Source organism: Heyndrickxia vini (assembly GCF_016772275.1).
Classification (GTDB): Bacteria; Bacillota; Bacilli; order Bacillales; family Bacillaceae_C; genus Heyndrickxia; species Heyndrickxia vini.
In genome coordinates this window covers 2,542,350-2,561,541 of the sequence record NZ_CP065425.1, presented here as the reverse complement: position 1 = coordinate 2,561,541, position 19,192 = coordinate 2,542,350, and the positions used below count along the sequence as shown (strand labels likewise).

Genomic DNA, 19,192 nt, shown 5'->3' with positions numbered 1-19,192 from the left:
AGTGAAATGGAGGGGATTGAATGATCTTATCGAATATCCAATCAATTTTAAGAGGAGATGTGAAACCCCTTCAAAATCTATTTGAATTCCAATCAGGTGACATTTTTGTGGGAAATATTAGTAAAATATATCCTAATCAAACAGCAGTTGTTAAAGTTGGTAATCAAAACATATTAGCAAAACTTGAGGCACCTATCATAAATGGGGGTAAGTATTGGTTTCAAGCATCAACAAAAGAGGGAGAAATTCACCTTAAAATCCTTTCATCCGTATCAACTGAAAGTCAAACGCAAAACTCAATTTTAAAACAATTATCCCTTCCTAATAGTAAAGTATTTAAAGAATTGACAGCATTTTTAGCAAAAGAACAAATTCCTTTACCAAAGGAAACGATTTTACGAGTTGGGGAATGGATTGAGCATCAGCAAAATACAAAGGAAGGGTTGGACACGTTAAAATATATGGTGGAAAAAGATTATCCCTTTTCCGAGTCAATTTATAAATCGTTGAGAGAAGCACTAAGTCCAAAATCGCCAATACAAACATTGCTAAACGATTTAGAAACTCAATTAAATGCCGAGCCAAAAACAAAAACCGTCCAATCATTATTGTCGGCTATTGAATCTTTACAACCCAAAAACGTAGAAGCGAATAGTAAAGAAAATATCCCGCAAAATTTATTGTCAATTATAAAAGCAACAACTAGTAAAATGGGACTGTTATTTAATTCGGATATCATAACAAATACAAATAATGAAATAATTACAGAAAGTAATATTAAGCCACTATTAGTAAAGTATATACAAGAAACTGACCATTCATTGGTAGCAAAAAAGCTTGCGGAACAATTCATAAATCAAACGAATGAGCAGAAGTTATTATCTGTGGTTCAGTCCTTGCAATCAGAGGATTTAGAAACGAATAAAAATACTCTTCCACAAAATTTATTAACATTATTAAAAAAGACAACTAGTAAAATGGGATTGTTTTACGAAGCGGATATTTTAGCAAATAAAGAAGGCAAAATAAATTTAGAAAATAGCATGAAGCCATTGTTAGTAAAGTATGTACAAGAAACTGACCATTCATTGGAAACAAAAGAACTTGCGGAACAGATTATCAATAAAATGAATGGACAACAATTGCTATCAAACTCAAATACACCTTATCAACATATTGTTTATCAGATGCCATTCCAATTATTTGGATTTCAAACCGAGCTAACTATGCAATGGTCCGGGAAGAGAAAAGAAGACGGGAAAATAGACCCTGATTTTTGCCATGTTTTATTTTATTTAGAACTGGAAAATTTGCAGGAAACAATTGTTGATATGAAGGTACAAAATCGAATTATTTCGATGAAGGTAATAAACAGTAATATTGATCATCTTCAAGAAATGGCACAATCAATTATTCCAAAGTTAAAAACAGGATTAAAAGATCTAAATTATTCATTATCATCCATCCAATTTGAGTCTTCAACTAATAATGAAGTGCAAAAATCATTTTCTAAACCAGTGAAATACCAATATTCAGGGGTGGATATACGAATATGAGTGAAACGAATAAAAGACAACAAGCAATTGCTTTAAAATATCAATCTGATGTCCAGGATGCACCTAAAGTTATCGCAAAAGGTAAAGGCTTAACAGCTGAAAATATTATAGAGGTCGCAAAAGAAAAAAACATCCCAATCCAGGAAGATCATAATTTAGTAGAATTACTTGGACAACTGGAATTAAATGAAACGATTCCTGAAGAATTATATGAGGCAGTTGCAGAAGTTTTTGCATTTATTTATCGTTTAGATCGAAATATTGCAAACTAGTAAAATGAATCAAAATATTCATATAAAAGGGTTTTTATCTTACCAAAAATGGAATGGTTCGGAAAAATATTAATAATTAGTAATAAAATAGATAAAATAACGTTGTAAACCATTCTAATTTCGTCAGAAAGCTAGACATATTTTCATCCATTTTATACAATGGAATCGCAGTTTATTTTTTGTAGAGTTTGATAGGAGGATGGAAAATGAATATCCATGAGTATCAAGGTAAAGAAATCCTCAGAAAATACGGGGTAGCGGTACCAAATGGTAAAGTTGCGTTCACAGTTGAAGAAGCAGTGGAAGCAGCAAAGGAATTAGGTACTACTGTATGTGTCGTTAAAGCACAAATTCATGCTGGTGGTCGTGGTAAAGCCGGTGGTGTTAAAGTTGCTAAGAATTTGGATGAAGTACGTACATATGCAAACGAAATCTTAGGAAAAACATTAGTAACTCACCAAACTGGTCCAGAAGGAAAAGAAGTAAAGCGCCTTCTAATTGAAGAAGGTTGTGATATTCAAAAAGAATATTATGTAGGTCTTGTTTTAGACCGTGCTACTTCACGTGTTGTATTAATGGCATCCGAAGAAGGCGGTACTGAAATTGAAGAGGTTGCTGAAAAAACACCTGAAAAAATCTTCAAAGAAACAATTGATCCAGTTGTTGGTTTGACTGCATTCCAAGCTCGCAGAATTGCATTCAATATTAATATTCCAGCTAATCTTGTAAATAAAGCGGTTAAATTCATGATGGGATTATATACTGCATTTGTTGAAAAAGATTGTTCTATTGCTGAAATTAACCCACTTGTAGTAACTGGTGACGGTAATGTTATGGCATTAGATGCTAAATTAAACTTTGACTCTAATGCACTATATCGCCAAAAAGACGTATTGGAATATCGCGATCTTGAAGAAGAAGATCCAAAAGAAATTGAAGCTTCTAAATATGATTTAAGCTACATTGCATTAGACGGAAAAATCGGTTGTATGGTAAACGGTGCGGGTCTTGCAATGGCTACTATGGACATCATTAAACATTATGGCGGCGATCCGGCTAACTTCTTGGATGTTGGGGGCGGTGCAACTGCTGAGAAAGTTACTGAAGCATTTAAAATCATTTTATCTGATGAAAATGTTAAAGGTATCTTCGTAAATATTTTCGGTGGAATTATGAAGTGCGATATTATTGCTGAAGGTGTTGTAGAAGCAACGAAACAAGTTGGTTTAGAATTGCCTTTAGTTGTTCGTTTAGAAGGAACAAATGTTGATTTAGGTAAGAAAATTCTTAATGAATCAGGATTAAATATTGTAGCAGCTGAATCTATGGCAGACGGTGCACAAAAAATTGTTGAATTAGTAGGCACAACAAGATAATAAGAAAGGCAGGGGAATATAATGAGCGTTTTTGTTAATAAAGATACAAAAGTAATCGTTCAAGGTATTACTGGTAAAACAGCTCTTTTCCATACAAAACAAATGCTAGAATATGGTACCAAAATCGTTGGTGGAACATCACCAGGTAAAGGCGGAACAGAAGTTGAAGGTGTACCAGTATTTAATACAGTTGAAGAAGCTGTAAAAGCTACTGGTGCTAATGCTTCTGTTATCTATGTTCCAGCTCCTTTTGCTGCTGATGCAATTTTGGAAGCTGTTGACGCGGAATTAGACTTAACAATCTGTATCACTGAACATATTCCAGTATTAGATATGGTAAAAGTTAAACGTTATATGGAAGGCAAAAAGACTCGTTTAGTAGGTCCTAACTGTCCTGGTGTTATCACTCCAGAAGAATGTAAAATCGGTATAATGCCTGGATACATTCATACAAAAGGACATGTTGGTGTTGTATCACGTTCTGGTACATTAACTTATGAAGCAGTTCATCAATTATCACAAGCGGGTATTGGACAAACAACAGCTGTAGGTATCGGTGGAGATCCTGTTAATGGAACTGATTTTATTGATGTATTAAAAGCATTCAATGAAGATCCAGAAACAGAAGCTGTAATTATGATTGGTGAAATCGGTGGTACTGCTGAAGAAGAAGCTGCTAACTGGGTGAAAGCTAATATGACAAAACCAGTTGTTGGATTTATCGGCGGTGTAACAGCACCTCCTGGAAAACGTATGGGACATGCTGGTGCGATTATTTCCGGTGGGAAAGGTACAGCTGCAGAAAAAATCCGTGTCATGAATGAATGCGGTATTAAAGTTGCAGCAACACCATCAGTAATGGGTGAAACATTAATTGAAGTTCTTAAAGAAAGAGGACTTTACGAAAAGTGTAAAACACATTAAGATAGAGTTAAATGAATAGTCCCTCTTTTAAGAGGGACTATTTTACTACCATTCGAAGGAGAATTATATGGAAGAATTTAATAAAAAATTGATACATCTTCATTATTGCAGGGGAATAGGATCGCAAGCAATAATAGCAATTCTTAAATCGGATCCAAGTCTAAAAAATATATATCGCTTATCGGATCCCACATTAAAAAACCTCACACAGCTTTCATCAGAAGCCTTCTCCAAGTTTTATAACGATCTTCACCATTTATATCCCGACAAAATTTTAACCACTCTTATGAACCATAACATTCATCCAATAACTATTTTTGATAAAGAATATCCATTTAGATTAAAGCAGGTTTATAACCCTCCTATCGTTTTATACACAATAGGTAATGCCTCCCTTCTAAACCAACCTTCCCTTGCAATTGTAGGTTCACGAAAAGGAAATGGATATGCTAGAAAAGTGATAGAAGAGCTGCTCCCTGGTCTAATTAATAGAGGGGTGATTATTACCAGTGGTCTAGCAAAAGGGGTAGATACAATTGCACATCAAACCACCATCCAATTTGGCGGAAAAACAATTGGTGTATTAGGAAATGGATTTTTTCATGTTTACCCGCAGGAAAATAAACAATTAGCAGAGAATATGAAAAAAGAGCATCTTCTTATTTCAGAGTATCCTCCACATACAAAACCTCAAAAATGGCATTTCCCAATGAGAAATCGAATCATAAATGGATTGTCGATTGGAACATTAATTATTCAAGCGGAGGAAAGAAGTGGATCATTAATTACTGCGGAATATGCATTACAGGAAGGCAGAGAAGTATTCGCAATACCGGGTAATATGTTTGACCCACTTTCAAAAGGAACAAATATGCTAATACAGCAGGGAGCAAAATTGGTACTAAAAAGTGAAGATATTATCACTGAACTTAACCTATAGGTGTGAACCATCTGCTTATTGTATGACCAAATAAGATTTTACAAAGCCAAATATTTAAATGATGTAATTTTCTTGCTTTTTTTTCATATATCTAGATTTATCTATAGTTTCTTAAGGAAAACAAACTGAAAATTTTCGAATGAAATGATAAAAAATAAACTGTTTAAGAGAAAAAGGTTGCAATTTTGGAAAATCTGTTATACTGTTTCCAACAGATACTAGCAATAAAAAACTAATTATGAAAACGATTTCTAGTTTTGAATTATTGCTCTTTATTGACAAATAAAAAAATCAGGGTTAATATGAACACTTGATTTTACGTATTGGAAATATTGGAAAAGTATATAACTAGAAAAATAATGAAAACCTCTGGGAGGCTTCTTAATGTCAGAGTACTTAGTAATCGTGGAATCGCCGGCAAAGGCGAAAACCATTGAACGATATTTAGGAAAGAAATATAAAGTAAAAGCATCGATGGGACATATTAGGGATTTACCTAGAAGTCAAATGGGTGTTGACACTGAACATAACTTTGAACCGAAATATATAACCATTCGAGGAAAAGGACCTGTTTTAAAGGAACTGAAGACTGCAGCAAAAAAAGCTAAGAAAGTATACTTGGCGGCTGACCCTGATCGCGAAGGGGAAGCTATTGCATGGCATTTGGCACATAGTTTAGATGTAGATATCCATTCTGATTGCCGAGTTGTTTTTAATGAAATTACAAAAGATGCCATTAAAGAATCATTTAAACATCCGCGTCCAATCAATACGGATTTAGTTGATGCACAACAAGCACGACGAATTTTGGATCGCTTAGTTGGATATAACATCAGTCCATTATTGTGGAAAAAGGTAAAAAAAGGATTAAGTGCAGGTCGGGTACAATCAGTAGCAGTTCGGTTAATCATTGATCGTGAAAATGAAATTAAAAATTTTATACCTGAAGAATATTGGACAATCGTTGCCGATTTTAAAAAAGGAAAAGATACATTCCAAGGTTCCTTTTACGGTATAAATGGGAAAAAAGTGGAGCTTAAGTCGGAGAAGGAAGTTAAATCTATTCTTTCCCAAATTAAAGGGAAAGATTTCGAAATTACTTCTGTATCAAAAAAGGAAAGAAAGCGTAATCCTGCTCCGCCATTTACCACTTCTTCACTTCAACAAGAAGCAGCCAGAAAGCTAAATTTCAGAGCAAAAAAGACGATGATGTTAGCACAACAGCTATATGAAGGAATCGATTTAGGAAAAGAAGGAACGGTTGGTCTAATTACTTATATGAGAACAGATTCTACTCGTATATCTGAGGTTGCACAAGAAGAAGCTGCAAATTTTATTCAACAGCAATATGGAAAAGAATATATTCGCACAGAGCAGCGAAAGGAAAAGAAATCATCTAATACTCAAGATGCGCATGAGGCCATCCGTCCGACAAGTACGATGAGAGAACCGAGTGTACTTAAAGAATTTTTAAGCCGTGATCAATTAAGATTATATAAATTAATTTGGGAACGTTTTGTCGCTAGTCAAATGGCTCAAGCGATTATGGATACGATGAGTGTTGATTTAAATAATGGTGAGATTGTTTTTAGAGCAAATGGATCCAAATTGAAATTTTCTGGTTTTATGAAAGTGTATGTCGAAGGAACAGACGACCAATCCGAAGAAAAGGAAAAATTTCTCCCTCAAATGGTGGAAGGAGATATAGTAAAATCAGACTTGGTTGATCCGAAACAACACTTTACACAGCCACCTCCTAGATATACGGAGGCACGTTTAGTAAAAACGCTTGAGGAACTAGGTATTGGACGACCATCTACATATGCTCCTACATTAGATACGATTCAAAAAAGAGGATATGTAGCCCTTGATAATAAAAGATTTATCCCTACTGAACTTGGCGAAATTGTTTTAGAGCTAATAATGGAATTCTTTCCTGAAATTTTAGATGTGGAATTTACAGCAAAAATGGAACATAATCTCGATGAAATTGAGGAAGGAAAAATCGAGTGGGTAAAAATAATTGATGATTTTTATAAAGGTTTTTATGAAAATCTAGTGAAGGCCGAATCAGAAATGGAGAAAGTTGAAATTAAGGATGAGGAAGCCGGCGAAGATTGTGAATTATGCGGAAACCCAATGGTGTTCAAAATGGGACGATACGGAAAATTCATGGCATGCAGTAATTTTCCGGACTGTAGAAATACGAAACCAATCGTAAAGGAAATTGGGGTTAAATGTCCGAAATGTAATGAAGGAAATATAATTGAAAGAAAAAGTAAAAAGAAAAGAATCTTTTATGGATGTGATCGTTATCCAGAATGTGATTTCTTATCATGGGATAAGCCAATCGAAAGAAAATGTCCGAAATGTGAACAGCTTTTAGTTGAAAAGAAACTAAAAAAAGGTGTCCAAGTACAATGTACGAATTGTGATTATAAAGAAAAGACTGTGGAATAATAATTAAAGTAGTGGGGTGAGTTGCGATACTCACCTTTTTTGTTCTAAAAGGGAAAAAATTTAAGAAGATTGATTAACTAAAAAAATTGCAAATACTTTATTTCTTTGATTGAGTGTTGTAAAATGCTTTAGGGGATAAATAAAAAATTTGTCGAATTTAATTAATCTTGTTTAGTGAACAATTCAAAACTTTGTGAAAAGTTTGTAACATTGATTGCAAGGGCTACTAAAGTGTGATAATATTTAGTAGCCTTATGAGGTGTTAATATGGATGAGGATTTGAAAACGAATCTATATGCTTTTATTGAGTATATTCAGGTAGAAAGAAATTACTCTGAATACACCGTGAAATTTTATCGCAGAGACATTGAACACTTTTACATGTTCATGGTTGAACAAGGTATTTCACACCTTGAAGATGTTGAATATTTTGATGCCAGGTTGTATTTAACAAAACTGTATGAAAAGGAATATAGCAGAACAAGTTTAGCTCGCAAAATTTCTAGTTTACGAAGCTTTTTTAAATTTTTGATGAGGGAAAAGATAGTTAAGGAAAATCCATTTACGTTAATTTCTCAATCAAAAAAACAACTAAAGATTCCGAAATTCTTTTATGAAGAGGAAATGGAAAAGCTTTTTGAAGTTTGTCAGGGAAATACAAACTTAGACTTTAGAAATTTATCACTTCTTGAAGTGTTGTATTCCACAGGAATTCGTGTAAGTGAATGTGCAAATATTAAACTAAATGATATTGATTTTGACTTTGAAACGATTCATGTTAAAGGTAAAGGGAAAAAAGAACGAATTGTATTATTTGGGACTTTTGCAAATGATGCACTAAACAATTACATAAAGAATGCTAGACCTTTACTAATGAACAAGTCCAATCACGAATATCTTTTTGTCAATTATCGAGGAACTCCGTTAACGACTAGAGGAATTCGTCATATTTTAAATAATTTGATTAGCAAAGCTGCACTTACTGGAAAAATGCATCCACATATGCTTAGACATACGTTTGCCACTCATCTACTAAATAATGGTGCAGATTTAAGGACAGTACAGGAACTTCTTGGACATGAAAATTTATCGTCAACTCAAATATATACACATGTGACGAAGGAACAATTGCGTAAAACGTATTTAAATTATCATCCAAGAGCTTAAATTGATGATAAATGAAATAAAGTTTTTTTCAGAACTGTCAATCTATAAGTTCGTTCCAATCAAAAAATAAATAATTAATTTGCATTAATTATTCGGAGGTGTTCATATGGGAGATTTCCATGCAACAACGATTTTTGCTGTTCAGCATAAAGGTAAAGCAGCAATGGCGGGAGATGGTCAAGTTACTTTTGGAAATGCAGTAGTAATGAAACATACCGCAAAAAAAGTAAGAAAGTTATTTAACGGGAAAGTGTTGGCAGGTTTTGCAGGTTCCGTAGCCGATGCATTTACTTTATCTGAAATGTTCGAAGGGAAACTTCAGGAGTTTAATGGGAATTTAACAAGAGCGGCAGTTGAACTTGCGAAGCAATGGAGAAGCGATAAAATTTTACGAAAATTAGAAGCGATGTTAATCGTAATGGATGAAAGCCAAATGCTTTTAATTTCCGGTACAGGTGAAGTAATTGAACCGGACGATGGAATTCTGGCTATAGGCTCGGTGGAAATTATGCCCTATCGGCGGGAAGGGCACTTAAACAACATGCAGGTGAAATGCTTACCGCAAAAGAAATTGCGAAGGCATCACTGGATATTGCAGCAGACATATGTGTGTATACGAACACTAATATTATTGTCGAAGAACTATAATAAGTTATGTCATTTCTCGAATCACTAAGAAATTTATTTAAACTGAATTTAAGGAGTGAATTGATGTGGCAAACAATATGAATAAAGCAATGAGTTTAACGCCCAGACAGATTGTCGATCGATTAGATCAATATATTGTCGGACAAAAAGATGCCAAAAGAGCTGTAGCAGTTGCATTACGTAATAGGTATCGTCGTAGCCTTTTAGATGAAAAATTTCGTGATGAAATCATACCGAAAAACATTTTAATGATCGGACCTACCGGGGTAGGAAAAACAGAGATAGCAAGAAGAATGGCTCGGTTAGTTGGAGCCCCTTTTATAAAAATAGAGGCTACCAAGTTTACAGAAGTTGGCTACGTTGGCCGTGACGTTGAATCAATGGTGAGAGATTTGGTTGAAACTTCGGTACGTTTAGTAAAAGAAGAAAAAGTGATTCAAGTAAAGGAAAGAGCAGAAGAATACGCGAATCGTCGGTTAGTTGAATTACTCGTTCCTTCAAAAAAGAAATCATCGAACTATAAAAATCCTTTTGAAATGATTTTTGGCGGAAATGATCAATCGAATGAATCGGAAGAAGATTCTTCAGAAGATGTTCCAATGAAAGAATACCGAAAAAGCATTGAAGAAAAACTAGCCAATGGTGAACTGGAAAGTGAATTAGTTACTGTAGAGATTGAAGAACAGCAACCTTCTATGTTCGATATGCTTCAAGGATCCGGTATGGAACAAATGGGAATGAATATGCAAGATGCATTTAGCAATTTAATGCCTAAGAAAAAGAAGAAAAGAAAAGTAACTGTTAAGGAAGCACGTAAAATCTTAACAAACGATGAGGCACAAAAGTTGATCGATATGGATGAAGTAACACAAGAAGCTGTTTTTCGTTCCGAACAAATGGGTATTATTTTTATAGATGAGATTGATAAGATTGTCGGTAAAAATAGTAACTCCTCATCAGCAGATGTATCTCGTGAAGGAGTTCAAAGAGATATTTTGCCAATTGTTGAAGGTTCAACTGTAGTGACAAAATACGGTTCAGTAAAAACTGATCATATTTTATTTATTGCAGCAGGTGCATTTCATATGGCGAAACCATCCGAATTGATTCCTGAATTGCAAGGGCGTTTTCCTATTCGTGTAGAACTTGGTAAACTAACTGTTGAAGATTTTGTGAAAATCTTAGTTGAGCCGGATAACGCATTAATAAAACAATATATTGCATTATTGGAGACAGAAGGTATACAAATTGAATTTTCTGACGATGCTATTGTTAGAATTGCAGAAATTGCATATGAAGTAAATCAAAATACGGATAACATTGGGGCAAGACGGTTGCATACAATTTTAGAGAAACTTCTCGAAGACTTATCGTTTGAAGCACCGGACATAACACTGGAAAAAATTAATATTACACCTCAATATGTAAACGAAAAACTCGGAGCAATTTCGCAAAACAAAGACTTAAGTCAGTTCATACTTTAATGAAATAGCTATGTTAAAGGACACTATTGATTTTGCTGCTAAGTTGATTGGAGCGAAAAATCAACAGTCGGGATTATTAACATAGAAATGAAAAAATCCTTATCAGTTCAAAAAAATGAAATACAAAATGAAGTAATGAATCCACTAGGAGGAAGAAAAATGAATTTATTAGACAAAACAAGAAAAATTAATGCAATGTTACAAAAAGCTGCTGGGAAACCGGTTAATTTTAATGAAATGTCTCAAACTTTAAGTGAAGTAATTGAGGCAAATGTTTATGTTGTTAGCCGTCGTGGAAAATTATTGGGCTTTGCTATTAATCAACAAGTTGAAAACGAGCGTATGACAAAGATGTTAGAAGATCGTCAATTTCCGGAAGAATATACAAATAGTCTTTTCAGCATAAATGAAACATCGCCAAATTTAGATGTGAATAGTGAATATACTGCATTTCCAGTTGAAAATAAAGAAATTTTCCAAAGTGGATTAACAACAGTTGTTCCAATTATCGGTGGAGGAGAAAGATTAGGTACTTTAATTCTTGCTCGTCTTCAAGAGAAATTCCATGATGATGATTTAATCCTTGCTGAATATGGTGCAACGGTAGTTGGTATGGAAATTCTTCGTGAAAAATCAGAGGAAATTGAAGTTGAAGCTAGAAGCAAAGCGGTTGTTCAAATGGCGATTAGTTCGTTATCATATAGTGAACTAGAAGCAATCGAGCATATTTTTGAAGAGTTAAACGGCAAAGAAGGTTTACTAGTAGCTTCGAAAATTGCTGACAGAGTGGGTATTACGCGATCTGTTATCGTCAATGCGCTACGTAAATTAGAAAGTGCCGGTGTAATCGAATCAAGATCTTTAGGAATGAAAGGTACGTATATCAAAGTATTAAATGATAAATTCCTTGTTGAACTTGAAAAATTAAAATCAAATTAAGGTTTCGTCGAATCTCGACATTATGCAACCACCAATGATTGATTCATTGGTGGTTTTATTATGCATGGATAATATTAAATAATAAAAAACTTTGGAACAATTACAAAAAAACATGGTTATAAATACCTATGAAAGTGCAATTTTATAATAAAAATGAAATGAAAAAATACCAATAAAACACAGTAGTTGACAGTAATAAAAGTTGCTAAAATTAGATCAGCAAATAATGAGTTTTTAAATAAAGAATCGGACGTATACCAAAAGTCCTATCTTAATTAAAATAAAGGAAATTTTAATGAAATTTTTATACATAGCATGGACAGTCCGTATATTTAACTTTAAAATAATAATAGTTTGTAAGAAGATTGTCATAAAAAATCAAAAAATGTCTAAGAAAAGTAAGAGGTGTCATAATTGAATTTATTTTCTACTACTTTTAATACATTAGAACGTGCCTTGGATTATTCTTCATTAAAACAAAAAGTCATTGCCGATAATATAGCAAATGTTGACACACCGAACTATAAACCAAAGGAAGTTAGTTTTAAGCAGGTGTTTGATCAGCAGTTAAACCAACCGTTTGAAGCGATACGAACGGATTCAAGACACTTTGAATTTCAAAATATGGCAAGCGATTCCCTTATATCGACACAACAAAATATTGAGTATAACGAAAATGGAAATGGGGTGGATGTTGATAAAGAAATGTCCGACCTTGCAACGAACCAAATATATTATGATGCGTTATCTGATCGAATTAGTGGGAAATTTTCAACTTTACAGACAGTGATTAGAGGAGGGAAATAAGTATGTCTATGTTTAATGGAATGGGCATTACTTCTTCTGCTCTTACTGCTCAACGTTTAAGGATGGATGTTATTTCCTCTAATATGGCTAACGTAGACACGACAAGAGGAAAATTAGTAAACGGGGTCTGGCAACCATACAAACGTAAAATGGTCGTTCTTGAGCCGAGATCTGATTCCTTTACAAATCATTTTCAAACAGCTCTCAATAATCAAAACGGTACTGGTGGAGTAAAAGTAACTAAAATAGTCGAAGATAATACACCTTCAAAATTAGTTTACGACCCAGAGAACCCTGATGCCAACCAAGATGGTTATGTTAGCCTGCCAAATGTTGATCCACTTAGGGAGATGGTGGACTTAATGAGTGCAACCAGATCATATGAGGCAAACGTAACCGTTCTTAATGCATCCAAATCGATGATGATGAAAGCTTTAGAAATAGGTAAATAAAAGGAGGAATATCATTGGCTATTCAAAATATTAATTCGGTTGCTACGAATATTTTACGACCGTTGGAACAAAAAAATATCCAATCGCCAAATACACAATCACAAGTCAAATTTTCCGATCTTCTAAAAAAGTCCATTAACGATGTCAATCAGTCACAAATTGATTCAGATATTTTAACAGAAAAAATGGCTAAAGGCGAGAATGTTGATTTGCATCAAGTAATGATAACTGCTCAAAAAGCTAGTATCACCTTACAAGCAGCATTGGAAATTAGAAATAAAGTAGTTGAAGCATATCAAGAGACAATGAGAATGCAAGTCTAATAAATTGTAATCACGCATTTTTATATTTATTCTTTTTTTGTTTAATATTGGAGGATAGTTAATGAATGAGAAATTAAAAAACTATTCAGTCAAGATGAAAGAGTTTTGGAATAATTTATCAAAGAGAAAAAAGATAGTAGGTATCTCCTCCATTTTGCTAGTTATATTTTTAATTGCAATTATTACATTTTTTACTACTAGAACGACTATGGTACCGCTGTATAGCAATTTATCACCAACCGAAGCAGGCTCAATCAAAGAAAGCCTTGATTCAAAAGGGATTCAATCAGAGATTGCCGATGGTGGAAAAACAATTAAAGTACCGGAAGAAAATGTTGATTCTTTAAAAATTGAATTAGCCTCAGAGGGAATCCCTAAATCTGGAAGTATTGATTATTCTTTCTTTAGCCAAAATGCAGGTTTTGGTATGACTGATAATGAATTCGATGTAGTTAAATTGGAAGCTATGCAAACAGAATTATCTAACTTAATAAAGGAAATTGATGGTGTTGAAGATGCAAAGGTAATGATTAATATGCCTAAGAAAGAAATATTTGTAAATGACAAAAATGCAGAGGCATCAGCATCAATTGTTTTAACAACGAAACCGGGTTATGAATTTAATCAATCACAAATAAAATCCCTTTATAACTTGGTATCGAAAAGTGTCCCTAACCTCACTAATGATAATATCGTCATTATGAATCAGAATTTTGAGTATTTTGATTTAAATAATGACAATAGTACGGGAAATACATTTACTCAACAAATGGATATAAAACATCAGATTGAACGTGACATTCAAAGGCAAGTTCAATCGATGCTAGGAACAATGATTGGCTATGACAAAGTTGTAGCATCCGTAACTGCTGACATTGACTTTACTCAAGAAAATCGTGAAGAAAATTTAGTTGCACCAGTCGATAAAGATAATATGAAGGGTCTTGAAATAAGCGCTCAGAACATTACTGAAACCTATTCAGGAAAAGGCAATGCAGCGGGAGGAGTTCCTCAAGGACAAGATCCAGCTGATTCTTTAGGAAGTAGTTACGTAGCTGGCAGCGATTCTAACGGAGATTATGAAAAAGTTCAGAATTCTGTTAATTATGAAGTGAATAAAATTCATAAACAAATAGCAGAAAGTCCATATAAAATAAGGGATCTTGGAATTCAAGTAATGCTTGAACCACCAGATCCGAAAAATCTGAATTCACTGCCACAAAGTACAAGAGATGACATTTCGAAAATATTATCAACAATCATCAGAACATCGATTGATAAAAAGGAAGTTGCAAATATAAGCGATCAGGATCTTCAAAATAAAATTGCCGTTTCTGTTCAACCTTTTGATGGAAAAATGAAAGAAACTGCAAGCAATCAGACGGGAATCCCATGGTGGGTGTATCTCATTGGTGGATTACTTCTATTAGTAATAATCGTACTAATTATTTTAATGCTCCGATCTAAAAAGAAAAATGCTGAAGCAACAGATGAAGATATACTCGATGAACCGGAACCAATTCGAATTGCTGATGTGAATGAAGAACATGAAACAGAAAGCTCATTAAGAAAGAAACAATTAGAAAAAATGGCTAAAGAAAAACCAGATGAGTTTGCTAAATTATTAAGAACTTGGATTTCAGAGGATTAAAGGGGGATAAAAATGGCGAGTAGAGAAAAAGGTTTAACCGGAAAACAAAAAGCCGCTGTCCTTCTCATATCACTTGGTCCAGATGTATCTGCATCGGTCTATAAGCATTTATCTGAAGAAGAGATTGAAAAGTTAACTTTGGAAATTTCGGGAGTTAAAAAGGTTGAATCTCATACAAAGGAAGACATCTTTGATGAATTCCATAATCTAGCTTTAGCGCAGGATTATATCTCTCAAGGTGGTATTGGATATGCGAAAACAGTGCTTGAAAAAGCACTGGGTGCAGATCAAGCTGCAACAATTATTAATCGGTTGACCTCATCATTACAAGTTCGACCTTTTGATTTTGCTAGACGAGCGGATGCTGGACAAGTACTGAATTTTATACAGAATGAACATCCGCAAACTATTGCCTTAATTCTTTCCTATTTGGAACCTGAAAAGTCAGGGCAAATTCTCTCAGAATTGCCACAGGATGTTCAAGCAGACATTGCGAGACGAATTGCATTAATGGATCGAACTTCTCCGGAAATTATAAGTGAGGTTGAAACGATATTAGAACAAAAACTATCAGCTACCGTCACACAAGATTACACACAAACAGGTGGAATCGAATCTGTCGTTGAAGTGCTGAATGGTGTTGACCGTGCAACGGAAAAAACTATTTTGGATGCACTTGAAATTCAAGATCCGGAACTAGCTGAAGAAATTAAAAAGAGAATGTTCGTCTTCGAAGATATCGTTACATTGGATAATCGATCCATCCAACGCGTCATTAGAGAATGTGAGAATGAAGATTTATTATTGTCCTTAAAAGTTTCAAGTGATGAAGTGAAAGATGTTGTTTATAGGAATATGTCAACGAGAATGGTAGAAACATTCAAAGAAGAAATGGAATATATGGGACCTATCCGCTTGAAAGATGTAGAAGAAGCCCAATCGAGAATTGTTTCAATCATCAGAAGGTTGGAAGATGCTGGTGAAATTATCATTGCTCGTGGTGGAGGGGACGACATTATTGTCTAGAATCATTAAATCACGTACATCGGTCAATGAAAATAGAGTGGGAAAAGTAATCGGAATTAAAGACATTTCACAATTCGACCCAAATGGAGAGATTGAATTAGACGGACAGTTGGAGATTGAAAAAAAGAAAATACTTGAACATTTCCAACACCAAGCGAAAGAGATTTTACTTGCTGCGGAACAAAATGCTGAAGAAATAAGAAAAAGTGTAGAGATTGAACGAAATGAATGGATAGAGGAAAAAGCAAGACTAGTCGAAGAAGCCAAATCAGAAGGATACCAGCATGGATTTTCGGAAGGGCAAAAACAAGGCTTTGACCAATATAAGCATCTAATTGAAACAGCGAATCAAATTACGGATGAAATGAGACAAGAATTTCTAAGACATATTGAATCGTCCGAAAAGGTAATTCTTGACCTCGGTATAAAGGCAGCCGAAAAAATACTGCAGGAAACCTTAATGGAACATCCTTCATCATTCGTATCTCTTGTAAAACAAGTCGTAAAAGAAGCAAGGGAAAATAAGGATGTACATATTTATATTCATCCAAATCAGTTCAGTCTAGTTATTCAAAGTAAAGAAGAATTAGACGCACTATTTCTAAATAATCAGCAATGTTATCTTTATCCAGATGATCAATTAAATGAATATCAATGCTTGATAGAAACGAGCCATGGAAGAATTGATGCAAGTATTGACAGCCAACTTTCTGAGCTAAAGCTGAAACTTATGGAAATTATTGAGGGTGTTCACTCATGAAAGCAAGCGATTTAATATCATTGATTCCAGAAATTGAAACATATAAGCGTTACGGAAAAGTAAAACGTGTGGTCGGATTAATGATTGAATCATTAGGACCGGAGAGCTCTATTGGCGATGTATGTTGGATTCATTTGAATGGAAAAAAACAAACTCGGAAAATCCAAGCGGAAGTAGTTGGTTTTAAGGACGAAAATGTTATTTTAATGCCTTATTCTGATATACAGGAAATAGCGCCTGGTAGTTTAGTAGAAACGACTTCAAAGCCGTTAGAGGTAAAAGTCGGTCCAACACTAAAAGGAAAAGTCATAGACTCTTTAGGAAATCCAATGGATGGTTCCTCCTTACCGAAGGGGATGAAATCTGTTCCGACTGAACAAAGTCCACCGAATCCTTTAAAACGGCCCCCGATATCTGAGGAAATTGAAGTGGGTGTACGAGCAATTGATAGCTTATTAACGGTTGGAAAAGGACAAAGAATCGGTATTTTTGCCGGCAGTGGGGTAGGAAAAAGCACACTTCTTGGCATGATAGCTCGAAATACGAAAGCGGATATTAATGTTATTGCATTGATTGGAGAACGTGGCCGTGAAGTGAGGGAGTTTATTGAGAGAGACCTTGGACCTGAAGGACTAGCAAAATCTGTCGTTATAGCGGCCACCTCAGATCAACCTGCACTTATGCGGATAAAAGGTGCATTTACAGCTACTGCGATTGCAGAGTATTTCCGTGATAAAGGGTTAAATGTCATGTTTATGATGGATTCTGTTACACGTGTGGCAATGGCACAAAGGGAAGTCGGACTTGCAGTTGGTGAACCACCCGCAACGAAAGGGTACACTCCTTCTGTTTTTGCAATTTTACCAAAATTATTGGAGCGAACGGGGACTAATGAAAAAGGAACCATTACCGGGTTTTATACAGTATTAGTTGATGGTGATGATATGAATGAGCCCATAGCTGACACTGTCAGAGGAATTTTAGATGGCCATTTTGTACTCGATCGTAATTTAGCGAATAAAGGACAATTTCCTGCCATTAATGTACTAAAAAGTATTAGCCGACTAATGAATCATTTAGCTACAGATACACATAAAAATGCAGCTGAAAAAGTAAGGGAATATTTAAGCACGTATATGAATTCGGAAGACTTAATCAATATAGGAGCTTATAAACGAGGTGCTTCTAAAGAAATTGATGAAGCAATTGAAAGATATCCGGAAATCATTTCATTTTTAAAACAAAAAACAAATGAAAAAATTACGATGGAAGAAAGCATTGAAGCAATTATAAACCTTGCAGAATAGGGGATAGCTGATGAAATATCAATATAAATTCGAAAAAATATTATCCCTTAAAGAAAGGGAAAAAGATGAGGCCCTTTCAACTTATCAGAAATCTGTCAAACGGTTTGAAAATGTAGCGGAAGAGCTTTATCAATTATTAAAGAAAAAGGAAGATTTGCTGGACTTTCAAACATCTAAATTAGAAACCGGACTATCTATTCAAGAAATTAGGCATCATCAACGATTTATTACCAACTTAGAAAAATCTATTAAGCACTATCAGGATCTAGTCATAAATGCAAGAAACCAAATGAATTGGTATGAACAGAAATTACAAGAAAAAAACATTGAAATGAAAAAATATGAAAAATTAAAAGAAAAAGATTTTGAAAAATATCTATTTCTAATACAGGAAATGGAGAACAAGCAAATTGATGAAATTTCAACTCAAATTTATTTTCATCGCAGTGGAAACTAGGTGATTCATGTGGGCAAAGTTATGAATGAACAAAATGATAAAAAAACAAAAAATAAGTTTCAGTGGTTTTTATATGTTGTCTTAATTCCTCTATTATTTGCTATTTTTATCGGATTAGTGGTTGCTCAAGTTGCTGGTGTAAATGTATTTGAAAAGGCGAAAGAAATCAGTACAAAACTTCCGTTTGCTGCATCAGCAAATAGCGAAACAAAAAGCGGTAAAAGCCTAAAAAAATATGAAGATAAAATTGTAGATTTACAAGCAGAAATTGAGAATAAAAATGCTGAATTAACACAATTGCAATCTAAAATTGATAGTCAGGATACGGAAAAGAATCAACTTTTGCTAGAACAGAAGAGACTTCAAGATGAAATTACAGAATTGAAGCAAATTCAGGAAAAAAACAAAAAAGCTTTTTCGGAAATAGTCCGTACGTACGAAACGATGTCTGCTAAAAATGCAGCACCGATCATATTGAATATGAACGATAAAGAGGCATTAAAAATCTTATCAAATATGAAATCAGATGTATTAGCAAAAGTAATGGAAAAGATGCCTGCTGACCGTGCTGCTAAATACACTGAATTACTTAGTGCTAATACAAACTAGGTAAATTATTTAAGGAGATTGGAAGGAGGTGGAA

Annotated in this window: 18 protein-coding genes and 1 pseudogene; all 19 read left to right on the top strand. The window is 34.2% G+C overall.

Annotation, left to right across the window (positions count from 1 at the left end):
- Positions 1 to 20: 20 nt before the first annotated feature.
- Positions 21 to 1,556, top strand: coding sequence for a hypothetical protein (locus I5776_RS12795; RefSeq protein ID WP_202776791.1), 1,536 nt, complete (start codon positions 21 to 23; stop codon positions 1,554 to 1,556).
- A complete protein-coding gene (locus I5776_RS12790; protein ID WP_202776790.1) occupies positions 1,553 to 1,828 on the top strand; it encodes an EscU/YscU/HrcU family type III secretion system export apparatus switch protein in 276 nt (91 codons plus the stop codon). Before I5776_RS12795 ends, I5776_RS12790 begins: the two co-directional genes overlap by 4 nt.
- A 206-nt stretch (positions 1,829 to 2,034) precedes the next feature.
- Positions 2,035 to 3,204 (top strand): ADP-forming succinate--CoA ligase subunit beta, encoded by a 1,170-nt coding sequence (gene sucC / locus I5776_RS12785; RefSeq protein ID WP_202776789.1) that lies wholly within the window; start codon positions 2,035 to 2,037, stop codon positions 3,202 to 3,204.
- Positions 3,205 to 3,225: 21 nt separating this feature from the next.
- On the top strand, positions 3,226 to 4,128 hold the full coding sequence (gene sucD / locus I5776_RS12780) for a succinate--CoA ligase subunit alpha (RefSeq protein ID WP_202776788.1): 903 nt from the start codon (positions 3,226 to 3,228) through the stop codon (positions 4,126 to 4,128).
- A 67-nt stretch (positions 4,129 to 4,195) separates the two neighbouring features.
- On the top strand, positions 4,196 to 5,068 hold the full coding sequence (gene dprA, locus I5776_RS12775; protein WP_202776787.1) for a DNA-processing protein DprA: 873 nt from the start codon (positions 4,196 to 4,198) through the stop codon (positions 5,066 to 5,068).
- 384 nt (positions 5,069 to 5,452) lie between these two features.
- Positions 5,453 to 7,528, top strand: a complete 2,076-nt coding sequence (gene topA, locus I5776_RS12770) for a type I DNA topoisomerase (RefSeq protein ID WP_202776786.1) — start codon at positions 5,453 to 5,455, stop codon at positions 7,526 to 7,528.
- A gap of 267 nt (positions 7,529 to 7,795) precedes the next feature.
- Positions 7,796 to 8,695: a tyrosine recombinase XerC gene (gene xerC, locus I5776_RS12765; protein ID WP_202776785.1), complete on the top strand. Its 900-nt coding sequence runs from the start codon at positions 7,796 to 7,798 to the stop codon at positions 8,693 to 8,695.
- A gap of 106 nt (positions 8,696 to 8,801) precedes the next feature.
- Positions 8,802 to 9,343 (top strand): annotated as a pseudogene (gene hslV / locus I5776_RS12760) (ATP-dependent protease subunit HslV).
- 77 nt (positions 9,344 to 9,420) lie between these two features.
- Positions 9,421 to 10,827 carry an ATP-dependent protease ATPase subunit HslU gene (hslU, locus tag I5776_RS12755; protein WP_202780790.1) on the top strand — a complete coding sequence of 469 codons (1,407 nt, stop codon included), beginning with the start codon at positions 9,421 to 9,423 and terminating at the stop codon, positions 10,825 to 10,827.
- A 159-nt stretch (positions 10,828 to 10,986) separates the two neighbouring features.
- Positions 10,987 to 11,766, top strand: a complete 780-nt coding sequence (gene codY, locus I5776_RS12750) for a GTP-sensing pleiotropic transcriptional regulator CodY (RefSeq protein ID WP_202776784.1) — start codon at positions 10,987 to 10,989, stop codon at positions 11,764 to 11,766.
- Positions 11,767 to 12,180: 414 nt separating this feature from the next.
- Complete coding sequence (gene flgB / locus I5776_RS12745; RefSeq protein ID WP_202776783.1) at positions 12,181 to 12,573, top strand: flagellar basal body rod protein FlgB; 393 nt, start codon at positions 12,181 to 12,183, stop codon at positions 12,571 to 12,573.
- Positions 12,574 to 12,575: 2 nt separating this feature from the next.
- The gene (flgC, locus tag I5776_RS12740; protein WP_202776782.1) at positions 12,576 to 13,025 is read left to right on the top strand and encodes a flagellar basal body rod protein FlgC; all 450 of its coding nucleotides are present in this window, start codon (positions 12,576 to 12,578) and stop codon (positions 13,023 to 13,025) included.
- 62 nt (positions 13,026 to 13,087) lie between these two features.
- Positions 13,088 to 13,348, top strand: coding sequence for a flagellar hook-basal body complex protein FliE (gene fliE, locus I5776_RS12735; RefSeq protein WP_425490382.1), 261 nt, complete (start codon positions 13,088 to 13,090; stop codon positions 13,346 to 13,348).
- 61 nt (positions 13,349 to 13,409) lie between these two features.
- On the top strand, positions 13,410 to 14,999 hold the full coding sequence (fliF, locus tag I5776_RS12730; RefSeq protein WP_202776781.1) for a flagellar basal-body MS-ring/collar protein FliF: 1,590 nt from the start codon (positions 13,410 to 13,412) through the stop codon (positions 14,997 to 14,999).
- A gap of 12 nt (positions 15,000 to 15,011) precedes the next feature.
- On the top strand, positions 15,012 to 16,025 hold the full coding sequence (gene fliG, locus I5776_RS12725) for a flagellar motor switch protein FliG (protein WP_202776780.1): 1,014 nt from the start codon (positions 15,012 to 15,014) through the stop codon (positions 16,023 to 16,025).
- Positions 16,018 to 16,785, top strand: a complete 768-nt coding sequence (fliH, locus tag I5776_RS12720; RefSeq protein WP_202776779.1) for a flagellar assembly protein FliH — start codon at positions 16,018 to 16,020, stop codon at positions 16,783 to 16,785. Before fliG ends, fliH begins: the two co-directional genes overlap by 8 nt.
- The gene (gene fliI, locus I5776_RS12715; protein ID WP_202776778.1) at positions 16,782 to 18,092 is read left to right on the top strand and encodes a flagellar protein export ATPase FliI; all 1,311 of its coding nucleotides are present in this window, start codon (positions 16,782 to 16,784) and stop codon (positions 18,090 to 18,092) included. Before fliH ends, fliI begins: the two co-directional genes overlap by 4 nt.
- A 10-nt stretch (positions 18,093 to 18,102) precedes the next feature.
- Positions 18,103 to 18,549 (top strand): flagellar export protein FliJ, encoded by a 447-nt coding sequence (fliJ, locus tag I5776_RS12710; RefSeq protein ID WP_202776777.1) that lies wholly within the window; start codon positions 18,103 to 18,105, stop codon positions 18,547 to 18,549.
- A gap of 21 nt (positions 18,550 to 18,570) precedes the next feature.
- On the top strand, positions 18,571 to 19,158 hold the full coding sequence (locus I5776_RS12705) for a MotE family protein (RefSeq protein WP_202776776.1): 588 nt from the start codon (positions 18,571 to 18,573) through the stop codon (positions 19,156 to 19,158).
- Positions 19,159 to 19,192 lie beyond the last annotated feature (34 nt).